Here is a 15,944-nt window from a genome sequence, read left to right as displayed (position 1 = left end):
TACGATGGCGCAGTGCTGGTCAAGTGGATTCGCTGCAGCGTGGTGGACCGTCGTGGTTTCGAACGGGGGCAGCGGAAGTGGGCGGGGCTGCTGGGTGAGCCGGGTTTCCGGGGACAGGGCGGCGGCTGGAGCCGTACCCGGCCCGAGGTGGCGCATGTCTTCGCCTTCTGGGAGAACCGGGTCTTCTACGACTCCTTCATGGCGCGCGGGCACGACGCCCTGGCCGCCGCGCAGTCCGGGACCTGCACCGATGTCCAGGTGAAGCTGTTCGAGCACCGCTTCGACGTGAAGACCGGCTTCGAGCCCCAATTCGGTGATGTCGACGTGATCAGGGTGGCGCACAGCACCGTGCACGAGGAGCGGGTCGACCACTTCGCGTTGATGCAGCAGCGGGTGTGGAACCCTGCGATGGCCGGATCGCCCGGGATGGTGCGCGGGGTCTTCGGCGAGGCTCCCGGCCACGAGTTCCTCGTCCTGTCCATGTGGCAGTCCGGCGCCGAGCGCGGGAAGTACCGGCCGGGAAGCGTCGACCGGCTCTCGCAACGCGCCCAGCTGGAGGAGGACGTGGCCGCCCTGGCCGGCGACGTCGTCCAGCTCGAACCCTCGTGGACGGTGTGACGGAGGAGCTCTCCGTCGTCGCCACAGAGCGTCGAATTCCGGACAACTGCTCGAACCGCGCCGACTCGATCTAGGGTCGAGTCATGGCACGACCGCAACGCATCGTCCTCGTCCGGCACGGGGAGTCCGAGGGCAACGCCGACGACACCGTCTACGAGCGCGAGCCCGACCACGCGCTGAGACTCACCTCGACGGGACTGCGGCAGGCCCGCGAGACCGGAACACGGCTGCGCGAGCTGTTCGGCGAGGAGCGGGTCAGCGTGTACATCTCGCCCTACCGCCGCACCCACGAGACGTTCCGTTCCCTCGGGCTGGACCTGGAGCGGGTCAGGGTGCGGGAGGAGCCCCGGCTGCGCGAGCAGGACTGGGGGAACTGGCAGGACCACGACGACGTGCGGCTCCAGAAGGCCTACCGCGATGCCTACGGACACTTCTTCTACCGCTTCGCACAGGGCGAGTCGGGCGCCGATGTGTACGACCGGGTCGGCGCCTTCCTGGAGAGCCTGCACCGCAGCTTCGAGGACCCCGACCACCCGCCCAACGTCCTGCTCGTCACCCACGGACTGACCATGCGCCTGTTCTGCATGCGCTGGTTCCACTGGTCCGTCGCCGAATTCGAGTCGCTGTCCAATCCCGGCAACGGGGAGTCGCGGACGCTGCTGCTAGGCAAGGACGGGCGGTACACCCTGGACCGGCCCTTCGAGCGCTGGCGCACACCTGAGCCCTACGGCATCACCGGATAGAGTGGAAACGATGACCGAATCCACTTCTGACCAGCGCGTGGACCGCGCCCTTGCCAGCCTGCGCGGCCTGTCCGTGGGAGACGCCCTGGGCTCCCAGTTCTTCGTGCCCGCCAACTATCCGCTCCTGAAGGACCGCGCGCTGCCGCCCGGCCCCTGGCAGTGGACCGACGACACCGAGATGGCCGCCTCGGTCGTGGCCGTGCTGCACCGGCACGGCCGCATCGACCAGGACGCCCTCGCCCACTCCTTCGCGACCCACCACGACTTCGACCGGGGTTACGGCCCCGCCGTGAACCGCCTCCTCAGGCTGGTCCGGGAGGGCGGCGACTGGCGTGAACTCGCCTCCTCGCTGTTCCAGGGCCAGGGATCGTGGGGCAACGGCTCGGCCATGCGCATCGCGCCCCTCGGCGCCTGGTACGCGGACGACCCCGAGCAGGCGACGCACCAGGCGGAGATCTCGTCGTACACCACGCACCAGCACCGCGAGGCCGTGGTCGGGGCGATGGCGGTCGCGGCCGCCGCGGCCCTCGCCGCCGCACCCTCGGGCCCGCCCACGGCGACGGACCTGCTGGACGGAGTGATCGCCCTGGTGCCGCGCAGCGCCGTCGGCGCAGGCCTGCGCAGGGCACGCGACATGCTGGACTACAACGACGCGGGCACGGTCGCCGCCGTCCTCGGCAACGGCCGCCGGACCAGTGCGCACGACACCGTCCCCTTCGCCCTCTGGTCCGCGGCCCGTGGACTCGGCGACTTCGAGAAGGCTTTCTGGGTCACCGCCCAGGCGGGCGGAGACGTCGACACGACCTGCGCGATCGTCGGCGGAGTGGTCGCCGCCGGCACCACGGGCGCACCTCCGGCGGCCTGGGTCGCCCAGACGGAGGACGTTCCCAACTGGACGACCGAGTAGCACCGGAACCGTTCCCCGTAGTACCTGAACCGCTCCCTCCCGGTGGTGCCCGGCCCGACGGGTCGGGCGTCGCCGCGGGGTCCGCACGCGCGACACCGGTGCACGTCCGACTGTCACGGTCCTGCCACAGCCCCGCCCCGGACGGCTGACACCGTGCGCACAGGGTTACTCTTTCGGCCACGCCGCCCTCGGTGATCATCTCGACGGCGCGCATCGAATGAGACGCCGGGGGGCCGTGCAGCCAGAGGCCGCGCGAGCGGACCCCGGTGGGGAGGGGTCCCGTGTCCGATCACATACCAGAGCCGCCCCGGACGGAGCGCGCGTCCACGCCGCCCGCCGTCCCGGGCCCGAATGAAGCGCCGGAGCAGGATTCCGCCCCGCCGCCGTCGTCGGTCCCGGCACAGACGGCGGGCCCGGGACCGTCACCGGCCCCGGCCTCCGGGTCCGCGCAGGAGGCGCGGGACGAGACAGCCCCGGCCCAGCAGCAGCCGCAGCACGGCGGAACGGAAGGCTCCGCCGCTGCGGCGCCGCCCTCCACGGCCACGCCGGCCGCCGACAGCGCACCGCCGCGCGTTCACCCGGCCGCCGATGCGCACAGTGCGGCGTCCCCGGCCCCGGAACCGCCGAGGATTCCCGCCTATGCCCGCCAGGAGCGGCCGGGTGCCCCCAAGGATCCCTGGGGCAGGCCGAACGGAACCGCTCAGACGGCCCCGTCGGACATGTCTCGGCTCCGCACGGGCGTGCCCGGGACCATTCCCGTCGGCACCCTCTGGTGCGCGCTCGCGACCGCGCTGCTGAGCGCCGCGCTGCTCGGCGACGGCATCGGTCTGAACCTGCTCGTCGTCGCGATCCCGGCAGCGCTCGCCACCTACTTCGCGGTCCGCCCGACCACACGCCGACCGCGGCCCTGGACCGTCGTCTGGGCGGTGGGCGGACTCGCCCTGCTCGCCGTCCCGGCCCTCAGGGACGCCGGCTGGCCGAGCTTCCTCGCCATCGTGTCCGCCTTCGCGCTCGGTTCGCTGGCGCTGCACGGCAGCCGCAGCTGGATCGGGGTCTTCCTCGGTTCGCTGGGGGTCCTCACCTCGGTCGCGGAGGCGCTGGGCTGGGCGGCACGGGGCATCCGCGCCCGGATGACCGGCTCCCGGGGCCGCTGGGGCGTCGTCCTGCGCTCGGCGGCCGTCGCGTTCGTGCTCCTCCTCGTGTTCGGCGCGCTCTTCGCGAGCGCCGACGCCGCCTTCGCCGACGTCCTCGGCGACCTGACGCCCGATGTGTCCATCAGCGACAGTCCGTGGCGGTTCTTCCTGGGCCTGCTGGGCCTCGTCGGTGCCCTCGCTGCCGCGTACACGGCGGCGGCGCCCGTGCGCTGGGACGGACTGACGACGGAGCCGGGCAAGCCGCGGGGACGGCTGGAATGGGCCCTGCCGCTGATTGTCCTGAACCTGCTCTTCGCCGCCTTCCTCGCCATTCAGCTCACGGTGCTGCTCGGCGGCTACGACAAGGTGATGGCCGAGACCGATCTCAGCTACTCCGAGTACGCCCGCCAGGGTTTCTGGCAACTGCTCTGGGCCACACTGCTCACCCTCCTGGTCATCGCGCTCGCGCTGCGCTGGGCACCGCGCGGAGGCCCCCGCGACCGCACCCTCGTTCGAGGGGTTCTCGGCACGCTCTGCCTGCTCACGCTCGTCGTCGTGGCGTCGGCGCTGCGGCGCATGGACCTTTACGTCGACGCGTACGGACTGACACGGCTGCGGATCTCCGTGGCCGCCGTGGAACTCTGGCTGGGCGTGGTTCTCGTCCTGATCATGGCCGCCGGTTTCTTCGGAGCCCGCATGCTGCCCCGCGCTGTCGCGGCGAGCGCGGCCCTCGGAGTCCTGGTCTTCGGACTGGTCTCACCCGACGGCCTCATCGCCGAACAGAACGTCCAGCGCTACCGCGACGCCCACTCCATCGACATCGAATACCTCCGCGGTCTGTCCGCCGACGCCGTGCCGGCTCTGAACACCCTGCCGGAACCCCTGCGTTCCTGTGCCCTGGAGGAGATCCAGCGGGGGCTGCTCGACTCGGACGAACCGTGGTATGCCACGAGCTGGGGCGAGGCCCGTGCACGGGACATCCTGGGGGACTGGAAACCCGTCCACCGCTTGCGGGACTGCGGAGCCCTGAGCACCGGTGACAACGGCGGGGACCGCGGCGGGAGCGGCGAGACGTACGACCCCTACGACCCGTACTGATCCCCGCACGCACCGGCCCTCTCCGCCGGCCCGCCGGTCTTCCGGCGGGCCGGCGCGGTGTCTCCCCGGGCCGACGCGACACCCGTGCCGGCCGGAGCACCCGCCGCCGTCCGTACGCTCTAGGCGACCGGCCCCCCGGCAGCCGCGTTCCCGCTGAGCGCGTCCAGGTCGCTCTTGCGTACCCGGATCACCAGCACGGCCGTCAGCAGGGCGAGAACAGCCATGGCCACGGCCGCCAGGAAGGCGGTCGATATGCCCTGGGCGAGCACGGTGTGGCCCCAACTTCCCGGCAGCTCATGGGTTCTGGCGAACTCGGCCTTCTGCTCCGGCGACGCCTGTGCCAGGAACTTCGGGACCTGCTTCTCCGCCTCGTCGCGGCTGGCCGTGCCGAAGACGGTGACCAGGATGGACAGGCCCAGCGAACCGCCCACCTGCTGACTCGCGTTGAGCAGGCTGGAGGCGGCACCCGCCTCGTGCGGGGCGACGCCGGAGACCGCCGTCAGTGTGAGGGTCACGAAGTTCAGCCCCATGCCGACACCGAACACGAGCATCGGGCCGAGGACGCCGGAGAGGTACGAGCTGTCCGGCGAGATGAACGTCAGCCATATGAGGCCCGCACCCGTGAACGAGGCACCGGTGACCATGAAGGGCTTCGGGCCCAGCACCGGGAGGAAGCGCTGCGAGAGCCCTGCCCCCACCACGATCGCGACGGTCACGGGCAGGAATGCCAGCCCCGCCTCGATCGGCGAGTACGCCAGCACGTTCTGCGCGAACAGCACGATGAAGAAGAACATGCCGAACATCGCGGCGGCCAGGCTGAGCATGATCACATACGTGCCGGAGCGGTTGCGGTCGGCGAACATCCGCAGCGGCGTGATCGGTTCCTTGGCCCGCATCTCGACAAGGACGAAGGAAGCGAGCAGGAGCACCGCGGCACCGAAGGAACCCAGGGTGAGGGAGTCCCGCCAGCCCTCTTCGGAGGCCCGGATGAAGCCGTACACGAGCGAGGCCATACCGAGGGTCGACGTGAGGGCCCCCGCGATGTCGAAACGGCCCGGGTGCTTCTCGGACTCGTTGATGTACATCGGGGTCAGGACGGCGATCAGCACACCGATCGGCACATTGACGAAGAAGACCCAGCGCCAGTCGAGCCATTCGGTCAGCATCCCGCCGCCGAGCAGGCCGATGGCGCCGCCGCCCGCGGACACCGCGGCGAACACGCCGAAGGCGCGGTTGCGTTCGGGGCCCTCGGGGAACGTCGTGGTGATGAGGGCGAGCGAGGTCGGTGAGGCGATGGCGCCGCCGATGCCCTGGAGCGCGCGGGCCGCCAGCAGTTGCCAGGGCTCCTGGGCGAATCCGCCGAGCAGGGAGGCGAGGGTGAAGACCAGGATGCCCGTCAGGAACACCCGGCGGCGGCCCAGGATGTCGCCGGCCCGGCCGCCGAGCAGCAGCAGCCCGCCGAAGGTGAGCGTGTACGCGCTGAGGACCCACGACAGATCGGTGGTCGAGAAGCCGAGCGCGTTCTGGATGCCCGGGAGAGCGATGTTGACGATCGTGGAATCGAGCACAACCATCAACTGGCAGGCGGCGATGACGGCCAGGGCGATCCCCGGGCGGCCCTGTCGCCGCGCCGCACCCGGTGCGCTCCGTGCTTCTAACTGAGAGGTGGTCACTATGGTTCCCCCACAAATGAATTAGTGAACGCATCCGTTCACTGTGGCGTCTACGGTAGTGAATCCCCCTCAAGGAACGCAAGCGTTCACTGAGTCCTTCGTCGTCGCTCGGTGCCCCGATCCCCCGAACCGGCCGGCGGGCCCCCGCCCTCCCCGCGCCGGTCCGTCGAGTCACCCCGACCCGCCCCGTTTCCGATGGAGTGAAACTGATGGCTACTTCGCGATCGGCCGCCGCCGCCCGGCAGCCGGTGGTGTCCTTGCGCCGCCGCGGTCCCGTGCTGGAGCGCGCGATCCTCGACGCCGCCCTGGAGCGGCTCAGCACGGTCGGCTGGAACGGGCTGACCATGGAAGGGGTCGCGGCGGGTGCCCAGACCGGGAAGGCCGCCGTCTACCGGCGCTGGTCGTCCAAGGAGGAACTGGTCGCGGAGGCGCTCCGCAGCGCCCTGCCCCCGATCGGCGACGCCCCCGACGGGGGGAACATCCGCGACGACCTCCTCCAGCTCTGCTGCCGTCTCCGCGACGCGATGCTCTCCACCTCGGGCTCCGCGCTGCGCGCGGTCATTCACGAATGTGACGCCGACACCGCCGAGCGCTTCCAGTCGGTGATCCTCAACGGTGTGATCACTCCCTCCACCACCCTCATCAGGCAGGTGGTGAGCCGAGGTGTCGAACGCGGCGAGGTACGCCCCGAGGCCCTCTGCGAACTGGCCTTCGACGTCATCCCCGCGATGATGATGTACCGCGGCAAGGTGTGCGGGAGCGAATGGACGGACGAGGAGATCACCGAGCTGATCGACCGGGTCGCGATGCCCCTCTACCGCTCCGGTCCCGGCTGAGCCGGCCGGGGCGGCCCGGCACCGGCCCGGTCCCGGAGCACCCCGTCACCGCACGCGCCCCCAGGTCCGCTCCCGGCCCCCGTCGGCACGGAGCACGGTTCGGCGGACAGCGCTGCGCCTTCACGGCCGCCCCGGGGTGTCGCCGACGTCCCCGTCGGCGTACTCTTGCTGGCGCCATGCCGTACGAACCACCCACGCACACCGTCGAGCGCTCACTGCGCGCCACCACCGGTGCCAAGACCGTCGCCGGTGTCGACGAGGTCGGACGCGGAGCGTGGGCAGGTCCGGTCACCGTGTGTGCGGCGGTCACCGGTCTGCGCAGACCTCCTCCCGGACTCACCGACTCCAAGCTGATCACCCCCAAGCGCCGCGCGGAACTCGCTCCGCTGCTGGAGCGCTGGGTCACGGCGTACGGACTCGGTGACGCCTCGCCGGAGGAGATCGACGAACTCGGGATGACCGCCGCGCTCCGGCTGGCCGCCGTGCGCGCCCTGGAGGCGCTGCCCGTGCGCCCGGACGCGGTGATCCTGGACGGCAAGCACGACTACCTGGGCAGTCCCTGGCAGGTCCGCACCGTGATCAAGGGCGACCAGTCCTGTATCGCGGTCGCGGCCGCCTCGGTGATCGCCAAGGTCCGCCGGGACACGATGATGGCCGAACTCGGCGCGGAGTCCGGGGAGTACACGGACTTCGCCTTCGACGCCAACGCCGGATATCCGTCCCCCGTGCACCGGGCCGCGCTGGAGCGGAGGGGGCCCACGGCCCACCACCGCCTCTCGTGGTCCTACCTCGACGCGCTGCCCCGGTGGCGGCACCTCAAGAAGGTCCGTATCTCCGCCGAGGCGGCCGCACTGGAAGACGGGGGCCAACTCGGCTTCGACTTCTGACCGTGCGCACATCGCCCCCCGCCGCTGCCCCGTGCGGCGGCGTTTGATAGACAACCACCCATGCCTCTCATCCCCGAGGAGCCTCAGATTCACGAGAGCGCCCAGGGTCCCCGCGCCACTCCGGCCACCGGCCGCACCGCGTCGACCCCTCGTCCCGTACCCGGTCCGCGTTCCGCGGCCACGCCGCGTCCCGGTCGCCCGGGTCCCGGCCCCGCGAGGCCCGCGCCCCCGGCGCCGCGCCCGCACCCCGTTCCCGGCCCGCCCCAGGCGGCCCGGACGGAGAATCGTTCCGCACCGCAGTTCCAGCTGATCCCCGCAGCGGCCGGCGGTGCGCTCGACGCCGCCGACGAAGCGGTGGACCTGCTGCTCGACTCCGGCCGCGCGCCCGGCGACATCCTGGTGCTCACCACCGGCGATCCGCACCCGTGGGCGACGCACGAGCTGTCCTTCGGCGAGGCCGCCTACTGGGCCCAGCACGACGCGGGCGACGACGTGTTCTTCGCCGGTGCCGTTTCCCTGGACCGGGTGGCGTCCCGCCCGGTGGTGATCGTTTCGGTGAACGGAACCGTCGACGCCGCCGCCGCGCACGCCCTGTCCGAGGCCCGCGACCGTGCGGGTGCCCTGCTGATCGTCTGCGGTGACCCGCAGGAGGTCAACGCCGTGCTCGGCGCGGCGGTCTGATCCGCGGCGCGTTGACCCGACCGTGGTGACCCGGCCACCCATGAGGGCGGCCGGGCCCACGTCCCGGGTCAGCGGGCCGCGGCGCGGTGCAGTGCCTGGACAGCTCCACCGCCCGTGCGCAGCGGCGCGGTGTCCTGGTCCATCGCGCTCTCGGAGAGAGCGGACGGCGGGGAGGTCGAGTTCGGCCGTCGGCCGCCACGCCCCTCGCCCAGCACCTGCCAGCCGCCTCGGGTCAGCGTGATGTAGGCACCGCAGCGCAGCCCGTGCAGCGTGCAGGCATCCCGCAGTCCCCACATCCAGGCGCCGTCCTCCTCCGTCCAGCGCTCGTCCCCCTCGCGGCAGTAGAGCAGGACGGCCGTACGCACCGGAGTACGGCGGCGCAGATCGTGCGGGATGACCCGGCGCAGGTGCGCCAGCAGCGCGTTGCGGAACTCCCAGCCGTCGGCCGTCACCGAGCGTCGGGGGAACGAGGCGCTGGCGGTCAGCCGCTCCTCGTGGTCGAGCACCGCGACGACGGCCGTCTCCGGCGTCGGACGGTGCCGCGCGTGCAGGCCGCTGACCACCTCGCGCGGACTGCGCAGCAGCGGTATGCCCGCCTCGGCCCACTCGGCCGGTTCGAGCATTCTGGCAAGGCGGTTGGCGGAGTCGGCGGCGGGCGACATCGAAGTGGCCGCGGACGAGGCGAATCCGAAGGTCACGGTCCTCCCTTCGCATACGCGCCCACGATGCGGGCAGGGTCGGGTGAGGGCGCGCCGCGGCACAGCCCTTCCGGGCCCGCGAAAAGACCGTGCGGGGAGCGACTCCAATTCTTCCTGGCGTATCGGCAGGCGGCAACGAGCAATTGGCGAGGCTGACGGTAATCAGCCGGAATGACACGCATATCCCTGCCCAGTCCAGCCACGGATGACGCCACCCGTCCCGCCCGAACAGCGAGGACCAGCGGAAACACCCCTGGATTCCGGCCGCAGACCGCGGGTGAGGGTGCGATCACGTGGGGTGAAGTCGTCGATTGTCGGACCCATCGGGTTGCATGGAGTCATGGACAACCTGGAGCTGCGTACCGAAGCCGATGCCGTTCTCGCCGAGCTCGTCGGTGCCCCCGAGGGCACGGCGCGGCTGAGGGAGGACCAGTGGCAGGCGGTGGCCGCACTGGTGCGGGAACGGCGCCGGGCACTGGTCGTGCAGCGGACGGGGTGGGGCAAGTCGGCCGTCTACTTCGTGGCCACCGCGCTGCTGCGCAGACGGGGGTCCGGCCCCACGGTGATCATCTCGCCGCTGCTCGCCCTGATGCGCAACCAGGTGGAGTCGGCCGAGCGCGCGGGCATCCGGGCCCGCACGATCAACTCGGCCAATCCGGAGGAGTGGGAGACGATTTACGGCGAGGTCGAGCGCGGCGAGACCGATGTCCTCCTGGTCAGCCCGGAGCGGCTCAATTCCGTGGACTTCCGCGATCAGGTGCTGCCGAGACTCGCGGCGACGACGGGCCTGCTCGTGGTCGACGAGGCGCACTGCATCTCCGACTGGGGCCATGACTTCCGCCCGGACTACCGCCGCCTGCGGGCGATGCTCACCGAACTGCCCGAGGGCGTGCCCGTCCTGGCCACCACGGCGACGGCCAACGCGCGGGTCACTGCGGACGTGGCCGATCAGCTGGGCACGGGCGCGGGGGAGGCCCTGGTGCTGCGCGGTGCGCTGGACCGGGAGAGCCTCCGCCTGGGTGTGGTCCAACTGCCGGACGCCGCCCACCGCCTGGGCTGGCTCGCCGAGCATCTGAACGATCTGACGGGCTCGGGGATCATCTACACGCTCACGGTGGCCGCGGCCGAGGAGGCCACCGCCTTCCTGAGACAGCGTGGCTTCCACGTCGCCTCGTACACGGGCAAGACGGAGAACGCGGACCGTCTCCAGGCCGAGACCGACCTGCGGGAGAACCGGGTGAAGGCGCTGGTCGCCACCTCGGCGCTCGGCATGGGCTACGACAAGCCGGACCTCGGTTTCGTCGTGCACCTGGGCTCGCCCTCCTCGCCCATCGCCTACTACCAGCAGGTCGGTCGCGCCGGGCGCGGTGTGGCCCACGCCGACGTGCTCCTGCTGCCCGGCCGGGAGGACGAGGCGATCTGGCGCTACTTCGCCGATGCGGGATTCCCGCCCGAGGCGCAGGTACGGCAGACCCTGGCGGCCCTCGAAGCGGCAGGGCGGCCGCTGTCCGTGCCGGCGCTGGAAGCGGCGGTGGACCTGCGGCGCAGTCGGCTGGAGTCGATGCTGAAGGTCCTGGACGTCGACGGCGCCGTCAAGCGGGTCAAGGGCGGCTGGGCGGCGACCGGGGCCCCCTGGGTGTACGACACGGAGCGTTACGCCTGGGTCGCCCGGCAGCGGGCCGCCGAGCAGCAGGCGATGCGCGACTACGCGAGCACCACCGAGTGCCGGATGGAGTTCCTGCGCCGGCAACTGGACGACGAGGGGGCGGCCCCGTGCGGGCGTTGCGACAACTGCGCCGGGCCCTGGGCCGACAGCGCCGTGTCGGCCGAGGCGCTGACGGGCGCCGAGAAGGAACTGGACCGGCCGGGCGTGGAGATCGAGCCGCGCCGGATGTGGCCGACGGGGATGGCCGCGCTCGGGGTCGATCTCAAGGGCCGCATCCCGGCCAAGGATCAGAGCGCCACCGGGCGGGCGCTCGGACGGCTCTCCGACATCGGCTGGGGCAACCGACTGCGCCCGTTGCTGGCCGACAGCACCCCCGACGGGCCGGTTCCCGACGACGTGCTGCGGGCCGCGGTGGCGGTCCTCGCCGACTGGGCGCGCTCCCCGGGCGGCTGGGCGCCGAACGTGGCGGACGCCACCGACCGCCCGGTGGGCGTGGTGGCGGTGCCCTCGCTGACCCGTCCGCAGCTGGTCGGTTCGCTGGCGGAGGGCATCGCCAACGTGGGTCGGCTTCCGTTCTTGGGCACGCTGGCGCACACGGGTCCGGACGGCACGCACGCGGCACGCCGCAGCAATTCGGCCCAGCGCCTCAAGGCGCTGTCCGACGCCTTCACCGTCCCGGACGAGCTGGCGGGCGCCCTGGCCGCCACGCCGGGGCCGGTCCTGCTCGTGGACGACTCCACGGACTCCGGCTGGACCCTCGCGGTCGCCGCCCGGCTCCTGCGCCAGGCGGGCAGCACCCAGGTGCTCCCCCTGGTCCTCGCCACGGCGGGCTGAGCCGACAGTCCCGTACGGAACACGGAAACGGAGAACAGCGGCAACGAGCAGCCCGCGGCAGGGTGCCTCCCGGCATTTTCAATCACTGATTGAAATCGTGTCCGAGGGGTGCTCTCATGGGGTTATGTCCACAGATTCCACCCGGGCGGCACTGCTCGACGCCGCGGAGCGCCTGTTCCTGGCCAAGGGCTACGAACAGGTCTCCGTCCGCGCCGTGAACGCGGCGGCCGGAATGAACCCGGCCGCCGTGAACTACCACTTCGGCACCAAGCAGGACCTGGTCGCGGCCCTGCTGGAGCGTCGCCTCGGCCCGCTGTGGGCGCAACCGCTCGCAAGCATGGAGCAGCGGCTGGCAGAGGGCCGCCCGGCATCGGTCGAGGAACTCGTCGACCTGCTCGTGCGCCCCGTCGACGAACTCACCGCCCGGCCGAAGGGCCGGATGCTGATCCATCTGCTCGCCCGCCTCGTGCTGCGCCGCCGTGAGCTCCCGTTCGACGCGCGCTGGTTCGGGCCGGAGCCGTGGAACGAACTGCTGGCCGCGGCCCGGCCCGAGCTGTCCCGCCCCGAGGTCGCCGACCGCCTGCGCATGACCTACGACCTGCTGCTCTCGGTCTACGGCGAGCCGCAGTCCGACGACGCCGACCTCGGCCGCATCCCGCGTCCGCCGATGGCCGCCGTCATGGCCTTCGTCGTGGCCGGCCTGAACGCCGCCCCTTCGTACGGGGGCGGTCCGGGGCCTCGTTGACCACGGGCCCGACACCACCGCGTACCGTGCGGCCGTCCGCACCGGACGACCGGCCGGGAACCGGCCCCGACCCCTGCTCCGGCACGCACCACGTGCCGGCCGCCCCTGGCGGCCGATCGGCCGCCAGGCACCCCCCACCCAACACATCTGGAGAACACCGTCATGGGAACCATCGCCGTCACCGGAGCAGCCTCCGGAATGGGCGCGTCCATCGCCGCCCGACTGGCCGAGCAGGGGCACCGCGTCATCGGCGTCGACCTGCGCGGAGCCGACGTGGAGGCCGATCTCGGCACCCCGGAAGGCCGCACGGCGGCCGCGGCCGAGGTGACCCGCCTCGCCGACGGGCGCCTCGACGGACTGGTCCCCTTCGCGGGCATCTCGGCCGCCGCGGGCCGGCCCGCGAGCCTGCTCGTCTCGGTCAACTACTTCGGCGCCATCGGAATGCTGGAGGAACTGCGCCCGGCGCTCGCCGCGGCGGGGGAGTCCTCCGTGGTGCTCGCCTCGTCCAACTCCACGACCACTCAGCCCGGCTGGAACCCGCGGCTGGCCGAGGCCTGTCTGGCGGGTGACGAGGAGGCGGCCCGTACTCTCGCCGACTCTTCGGACGACGCGGGCGGAGTTCTCACGTACCCGGCCACCAAGGCTGCCATCGCCTACTACACCCGCACGCGTGCGGCCGATTACATCGCCGACGGCATCCGTCTCAACGCCATCGCACCCGGATTCATCGACACCCCGATGACCCAGGCGGCCCGCAAGGACCCGCGTACCGCCGCGGGCATCGAGGCCTTCCTCAAGTCCGTCCCGGCCGGCCGGGCGGGGCTTCCCGAAGAGGTCGCCGAACTGCTGCTCTTCCTGCTCTCGCCCAAGTCGGGCTACTGCGTCGGCACGTTGATGTACTGCGACGGCGGCCTGGACGCCCGGCTGCGCGGTCTGGACTGGCCCAAGGTGTGGGTGCCCGAATCCTGACCGGTCTCGCGGGCAGGTGCCACCATCAGGCATGATTACTGTCTGTGGGTAAGTTATCCACAGGGGGTGGCGAAATTCGCCGGAACACGGGACCGTCGTGCCATGAACAAGCACCACGAACCCACTGGCCCGTCCGACGAACAGCAGATCACTCTCCGAGGTCCTGCGGAGCTGGCCGATGCCCTTCCCTACCTCATGGGATTCCATCCGAACGACAGCGTGGTCATGGTCGCCCTGCACGGCGGCCGGGGCAGGTTCGGCGGACGGCTCAGGCTGGGTATCCCCGAGTCCCCGCAGGAATGGTCCCCGGTCGCCGAGCAGCTCGCGGAGTGCCTGATCAAGGGCAGCGAACGGCGCGGCGGACGGCCCGACGCGATCGTCGTCTTCCTCTGCCAGGACCCGGCGGAGGGCGAGACCGGGAGCGCGACGATGGAGCGCCTGAGGCCGTTCGCCCAGCGACTGCGGACGGCCTGCGGGGCGCTGGACGTTCCCGTCCTCGAAGCCCTCTGCATCTCCGGCGACCGGTACTGGTCGTATGTCTGCCCCGATACCCGGTGCTGCCCCGCCGAGGGCAATCCTCTGGCCATGCCGGGCACCACGGTGATGGCGGCCGCGGCCGCGTACGCGGGCATTCAGGTACGTGGCTCGCTGCGCGAGATGGAGGCCGGGCTGGCTCCTCGGGCCGGTGAGCCGGGCCGTGCGCAGCAGCGAGCGCTGGACTCGGTGGGTGCCGCGCTCGTGCCGAAGCTCCTCGACGAGGCCGGACACCAAGAGGTCGGGGACGCGACGCTGGTTCTGGCCCGGCAGCTCATGACGCGTCTCGCCGCGGCCCCGGCCGCCACGGCCTCGCTCGGTGACATCAACGACGACCGGCTCATCGGTGACGAGGAGGCCGCCGAGGTGATCCTCGGTCTGCAGGACCGTGACACCCGGGACCGCGCGGCCGAATGGATGGAGGGTCCGGACGCGGGTCCGGCGCTGAGGCTGTGGCGCGCACTGGCGCGGCGGTGCGTCACGCCGTACGAGGAGCACGCGGCAGCGCCGCTGACCCTGGCCGGCTGGGTCGCGTGGTCGACCGGCGACGAGCCGGCCGCGCGCGTGGCTCTGGGCCTGGCCCTGAGGGCGGACCCGGGGTACACCTTCGCCCAGCTCCTGCACGAGGCCTGCAACCAGGGCCTGGACCCGGAGACGCTGAGGCGTTGCCTGCGGGGCGAACGCGGGCAGCGAGAGGAGTGCGAGGTGCCCCGGGACCGGCCGGGCCGTGCGCGCGTGGTGCGGCAGAGGAGTGGCCGAGGTGCGGTACGGGTCGCGGGGGCCCGTACGGCACCGATGCGGCGGGCCGTCCGGCGCCGGGGCCACTCCGCGTCCACCCGCCCGGCGACGGCGATGGGTGGACGCCGGGTGCCGGGCCGTGGCACCCGGGGGCGGCGGGGGACCCGGACCGGTCGCTGAACCGGAGGGTGCGGTGCCGGACACCGGCATCGCACCCACCCCGCACAAGGCCGTGTACGGAAGGGCCACGTCGCCACCGACGAGCGACGCGCTGCCGGCGCGGTGCGCGACAGGAGGCCGTGGACCAAGAAGATGGTCATGAAGGGAGTGTTTATCGTCAGGCAGACGACTATGATCACCGCATGCCGCCCTACGACCCGTCGACCTTTCCGCCCTTCGCTGTCACCGTCGACCTGGTCGTGCTCACGGTGCGCCGTCACGCGCTCTGTGCGCTGGTGGTCCGCCGGGGCGAGACGCCCTTCCAGGGGCGGTGGGCGCTGCCCGGCGGGTTCGTCAGAGCCGACGAGGACCTCGGTGCGGCGGCCGCCCGCGAACTCGTGGAGGAGACCGGGCTCTGCGCGCACGACCCGGTGAACCCGGAGGCCGGCAACGGCGCGCACCTCGAACAGCTCGCCACGTACGGCGATCCGCAACGCGATCCCCGGATGAGGGTCGTCAGCGTTGCCCATCTGGCCCTGGCCCCCGATCTGCCGGCGCCGCGGGCGGGCGGGGACGCGCACAGTGCGCGCTGGGCACCGGTCGACGACCTGTTGGGGCCGGAGGGGGGCTACGGGCAGGACGGCGAACGGCATGCTCCGCTGGCCTTCGACCATGCCCGGATCCTGGCCGACGGTGTGGAGCGCGCCCGCTCCAAGATCGAGTACTCCTCGTTGGCCACGGCGTTCTGCCCGCCCACCTTCACGGTGGGTGAACTGCGCCGGGTGTACGAAGCGGTGTGGGGCGTGGTGCTCGACCCGCGGAACTTCCACCGCAAGGTGACCGGCACGCCCGGCTTCCTGGTGCCCGCCGGCGGGACGACCACGCGACAGGGGGGCCGCCCGGCCCAACTCTTCCGGGCGGGGTCCGCCACGGTGCTGAACCCGCCGATGCTGCGCCCCGAGGTCTGAGGCGCCCCGCACGCCGACGCGTGTGGTCGCAGGGGGCGGAGCCGCGGACCGCAACGC

The 15,944-nt window shown here is 72.2% G+C and carries 14 protein-coding genes; 12 read left to right on the top strand and 2 right to left on the bottom strand.

The genetic code is table 11. From position 1 onward, the window contains the following. The first annotated feature begins 12 nt into the window (after positions 1–12). The 4 genes from ACFVDM_RS28775 (at position 13) to ACFVDM_RS28760 (ending at position 4,499) form a co-directional block, all read left to right on the top strand. Positions 13–618: a YdbC family protein gene (locus tag ACFVDM_RS28775; protein WP_383646476.1), complete on the top strand. Its 606-nt coding sequence runs from the start codon at positions 13–15 to the stop codon at positions 616–618. Positions 619–701: 83 nt separating this feature from the next. Continuing rightward, positions 702–1,361, top strand: coding sequence for a histidine phosphatase family protein (locus ACFVDM_RS28770; RefSeq protein ID WP_383646473.1), 660 nt, complete (start codon positions 702–704; stop codon positions 1,359–1,361). Between the two features lie 10 nt (positions 1,362–1,371). After that, complete coding sequence (locus ACFVDM_RS28765) at positions 1,372–2,268, top strand: ADP-ribosylglycohydrolase family protein (protein WP_383646470.1); 897 nt, start codon at positions 1,372–1,374, stop codon at positions 2,266–2,268. A gap of 719 nt (positions 2,269–2,987) precedes the next feature. Further along, entirely contained in the window at positions 2,988–4,499 is a 1,512-nt protein-coding gene (locus ACFVDM_RS28760; RefSeq protein WP_383646466.1) for a DUF4153 domain-containing protein, read from the top strand. A 119-nt stretch (positions 4,500–4,618) separates the two neighbouring features. Here ACFVDM_RS28760 and ACFVDM_RS28755 read toward each other — a convergent pair whose 3' ends face one another. Continuing rightward, positions 4,619–6,172, bottom strand: a complete 1,554-nt coding sequence (locus ACFVDM_RS28755; protein ID WP_383646463.1) for an MFS transporter — start codon at positions 6,170–6,172, stop codon at positions 4,619–4,621. 209 nt (positions 6,173–6,381) lie between these two features. On the opposite strand from ACFVDM_RS28755, the gene ACFVDM_RS28750 reads away from it, so the two are divergent. From ACFVDM_RS28750 to ACFVDM_RS28740, 3 genes are all read left to right on the top strand, one after another. Then, entirely contained in the window at positions 6,382–7,008 is a 627-nt protein-coding gene (locus ACFVDM_RS28750; RefSeq protein ID WP_383646459.1) for a TetR/AcrR family transcriptional regulator, read from the top strand. Between the two features lie 176 nt (positions 7,009–7,184). Further along, a complete protein-coding gene (locus ACFVDM_RS28745; protein ID WP_383646456.1) occupies positions 7,185–7,895 on the top strand; it encodes a ribonuclease HII in 711 nt (236 codons plus the stop codon). Positions 7,896–7,955: 60 nt separating this feature from the next. Next, positions 7,956–8,576: a hypothetical protein gene (locus tag ACFVDM_RS28740; protein WP_383646454.1), complete on the top strand. Its 621-nt coding sequence runs from the start codon at positions 7,956–7,958 to the stop codon at positions 8,574–8,576. 68 nt (positions 8,577–8,644) lie between these two features. Here ACFVDM_RS28740 and ACFVDM_RS28735 read toward each other — a convergent pair whose 3' ends face one another. Then, entirely contained in the window at positions 8,645–9,274 is a 630-nt protein-coding gene (locus ACFVDM_RS28735) for a hypothetical protein (protein WP_383646451.1), read from the bottom strand. A 340-nt stretch (positions 9,275–9,614) separates the two neighbouring features. On the opposite strand from ACFVDM_RS28735, the gene ACFVDM_RS28730 reads away from it, so the two are divergent. From ACFVDM_RS28730 to ACFVDM_RS28710, 5 genes are all read left to right on the top strand, one after another. Next, entirely contained in the window at positions 9,615–11,774 is a 2,160-nt protein-coding gene (locus ACFVDM_RS28730; protein WP_383646448.1) for a RecQ family ATP-dependent DNA helicase, read from the top strand. 124 nt (positions 11,775–11,898) lie between these two features. Continuing rightward, positions 11,899–12,519, top strand: coding sequence for a TetR/AcrR family transcriptional regulator (locus tag ACFVDM_RS28725; protein ID WP_383646445.1), 621 nt, complete (start codon positions 11,899–11,901; stop codon positions 12,517–12,519). A gap of 162 nt (positions 12,520–12,681) precedes the next feature. After that, positions 12,682–13,488, top strand: a complete 807-nt coding sequence (locus tag ACFVDM_RS28720) for an SDR family oxidoreductase (protein ID WP_383646442.1) — start codon at positions 12,682–12,684, stop codon at positions 13,486–13,488. Positions 13,489–13,590: 102 nt separating this feature from the next. Next, positions 13,591–14,940 carry a DUF4192 domain-containing protein gene (locus tag ACFVDM_RS28715; protein ID WP_383646439.1) on the top strand — a complete coding sequence of 450 codons (1,350 nt, stop codon included), beginning with the start codon at positions 13,591–13,593 and terminating at the stop codon, positions 14,938–14,940. Positions 14,941–15,122: 182 nt separating this feature from the next. Then, positions 15,123–15,887 (top strand): NUDIX domain-containing protein, encoded by a 765-nt coding sequence (locus ACFVDM_RS28710; protein WP_383646436.1) that lies wholly within the window; start codon positions 15,123–15,125, stop codon positions 15,885–15,887. Positions 15,888–15,944 lie beyond the last annotated feature (57 nt).

Origin of the sequence: Streptomyces sp. NPDC057682, from assembly GCF_042799575.1 — a bacterium.
Taxonomy (GTDB): domain Bacteria; phylum Actinomycetota; class Actinomycetes; order Streptomycetales; family Streptomycetaceae; genus Streptomyces.
This window is presented reverse-complemented; position numbering and strand designations above follow the sequence as displayed.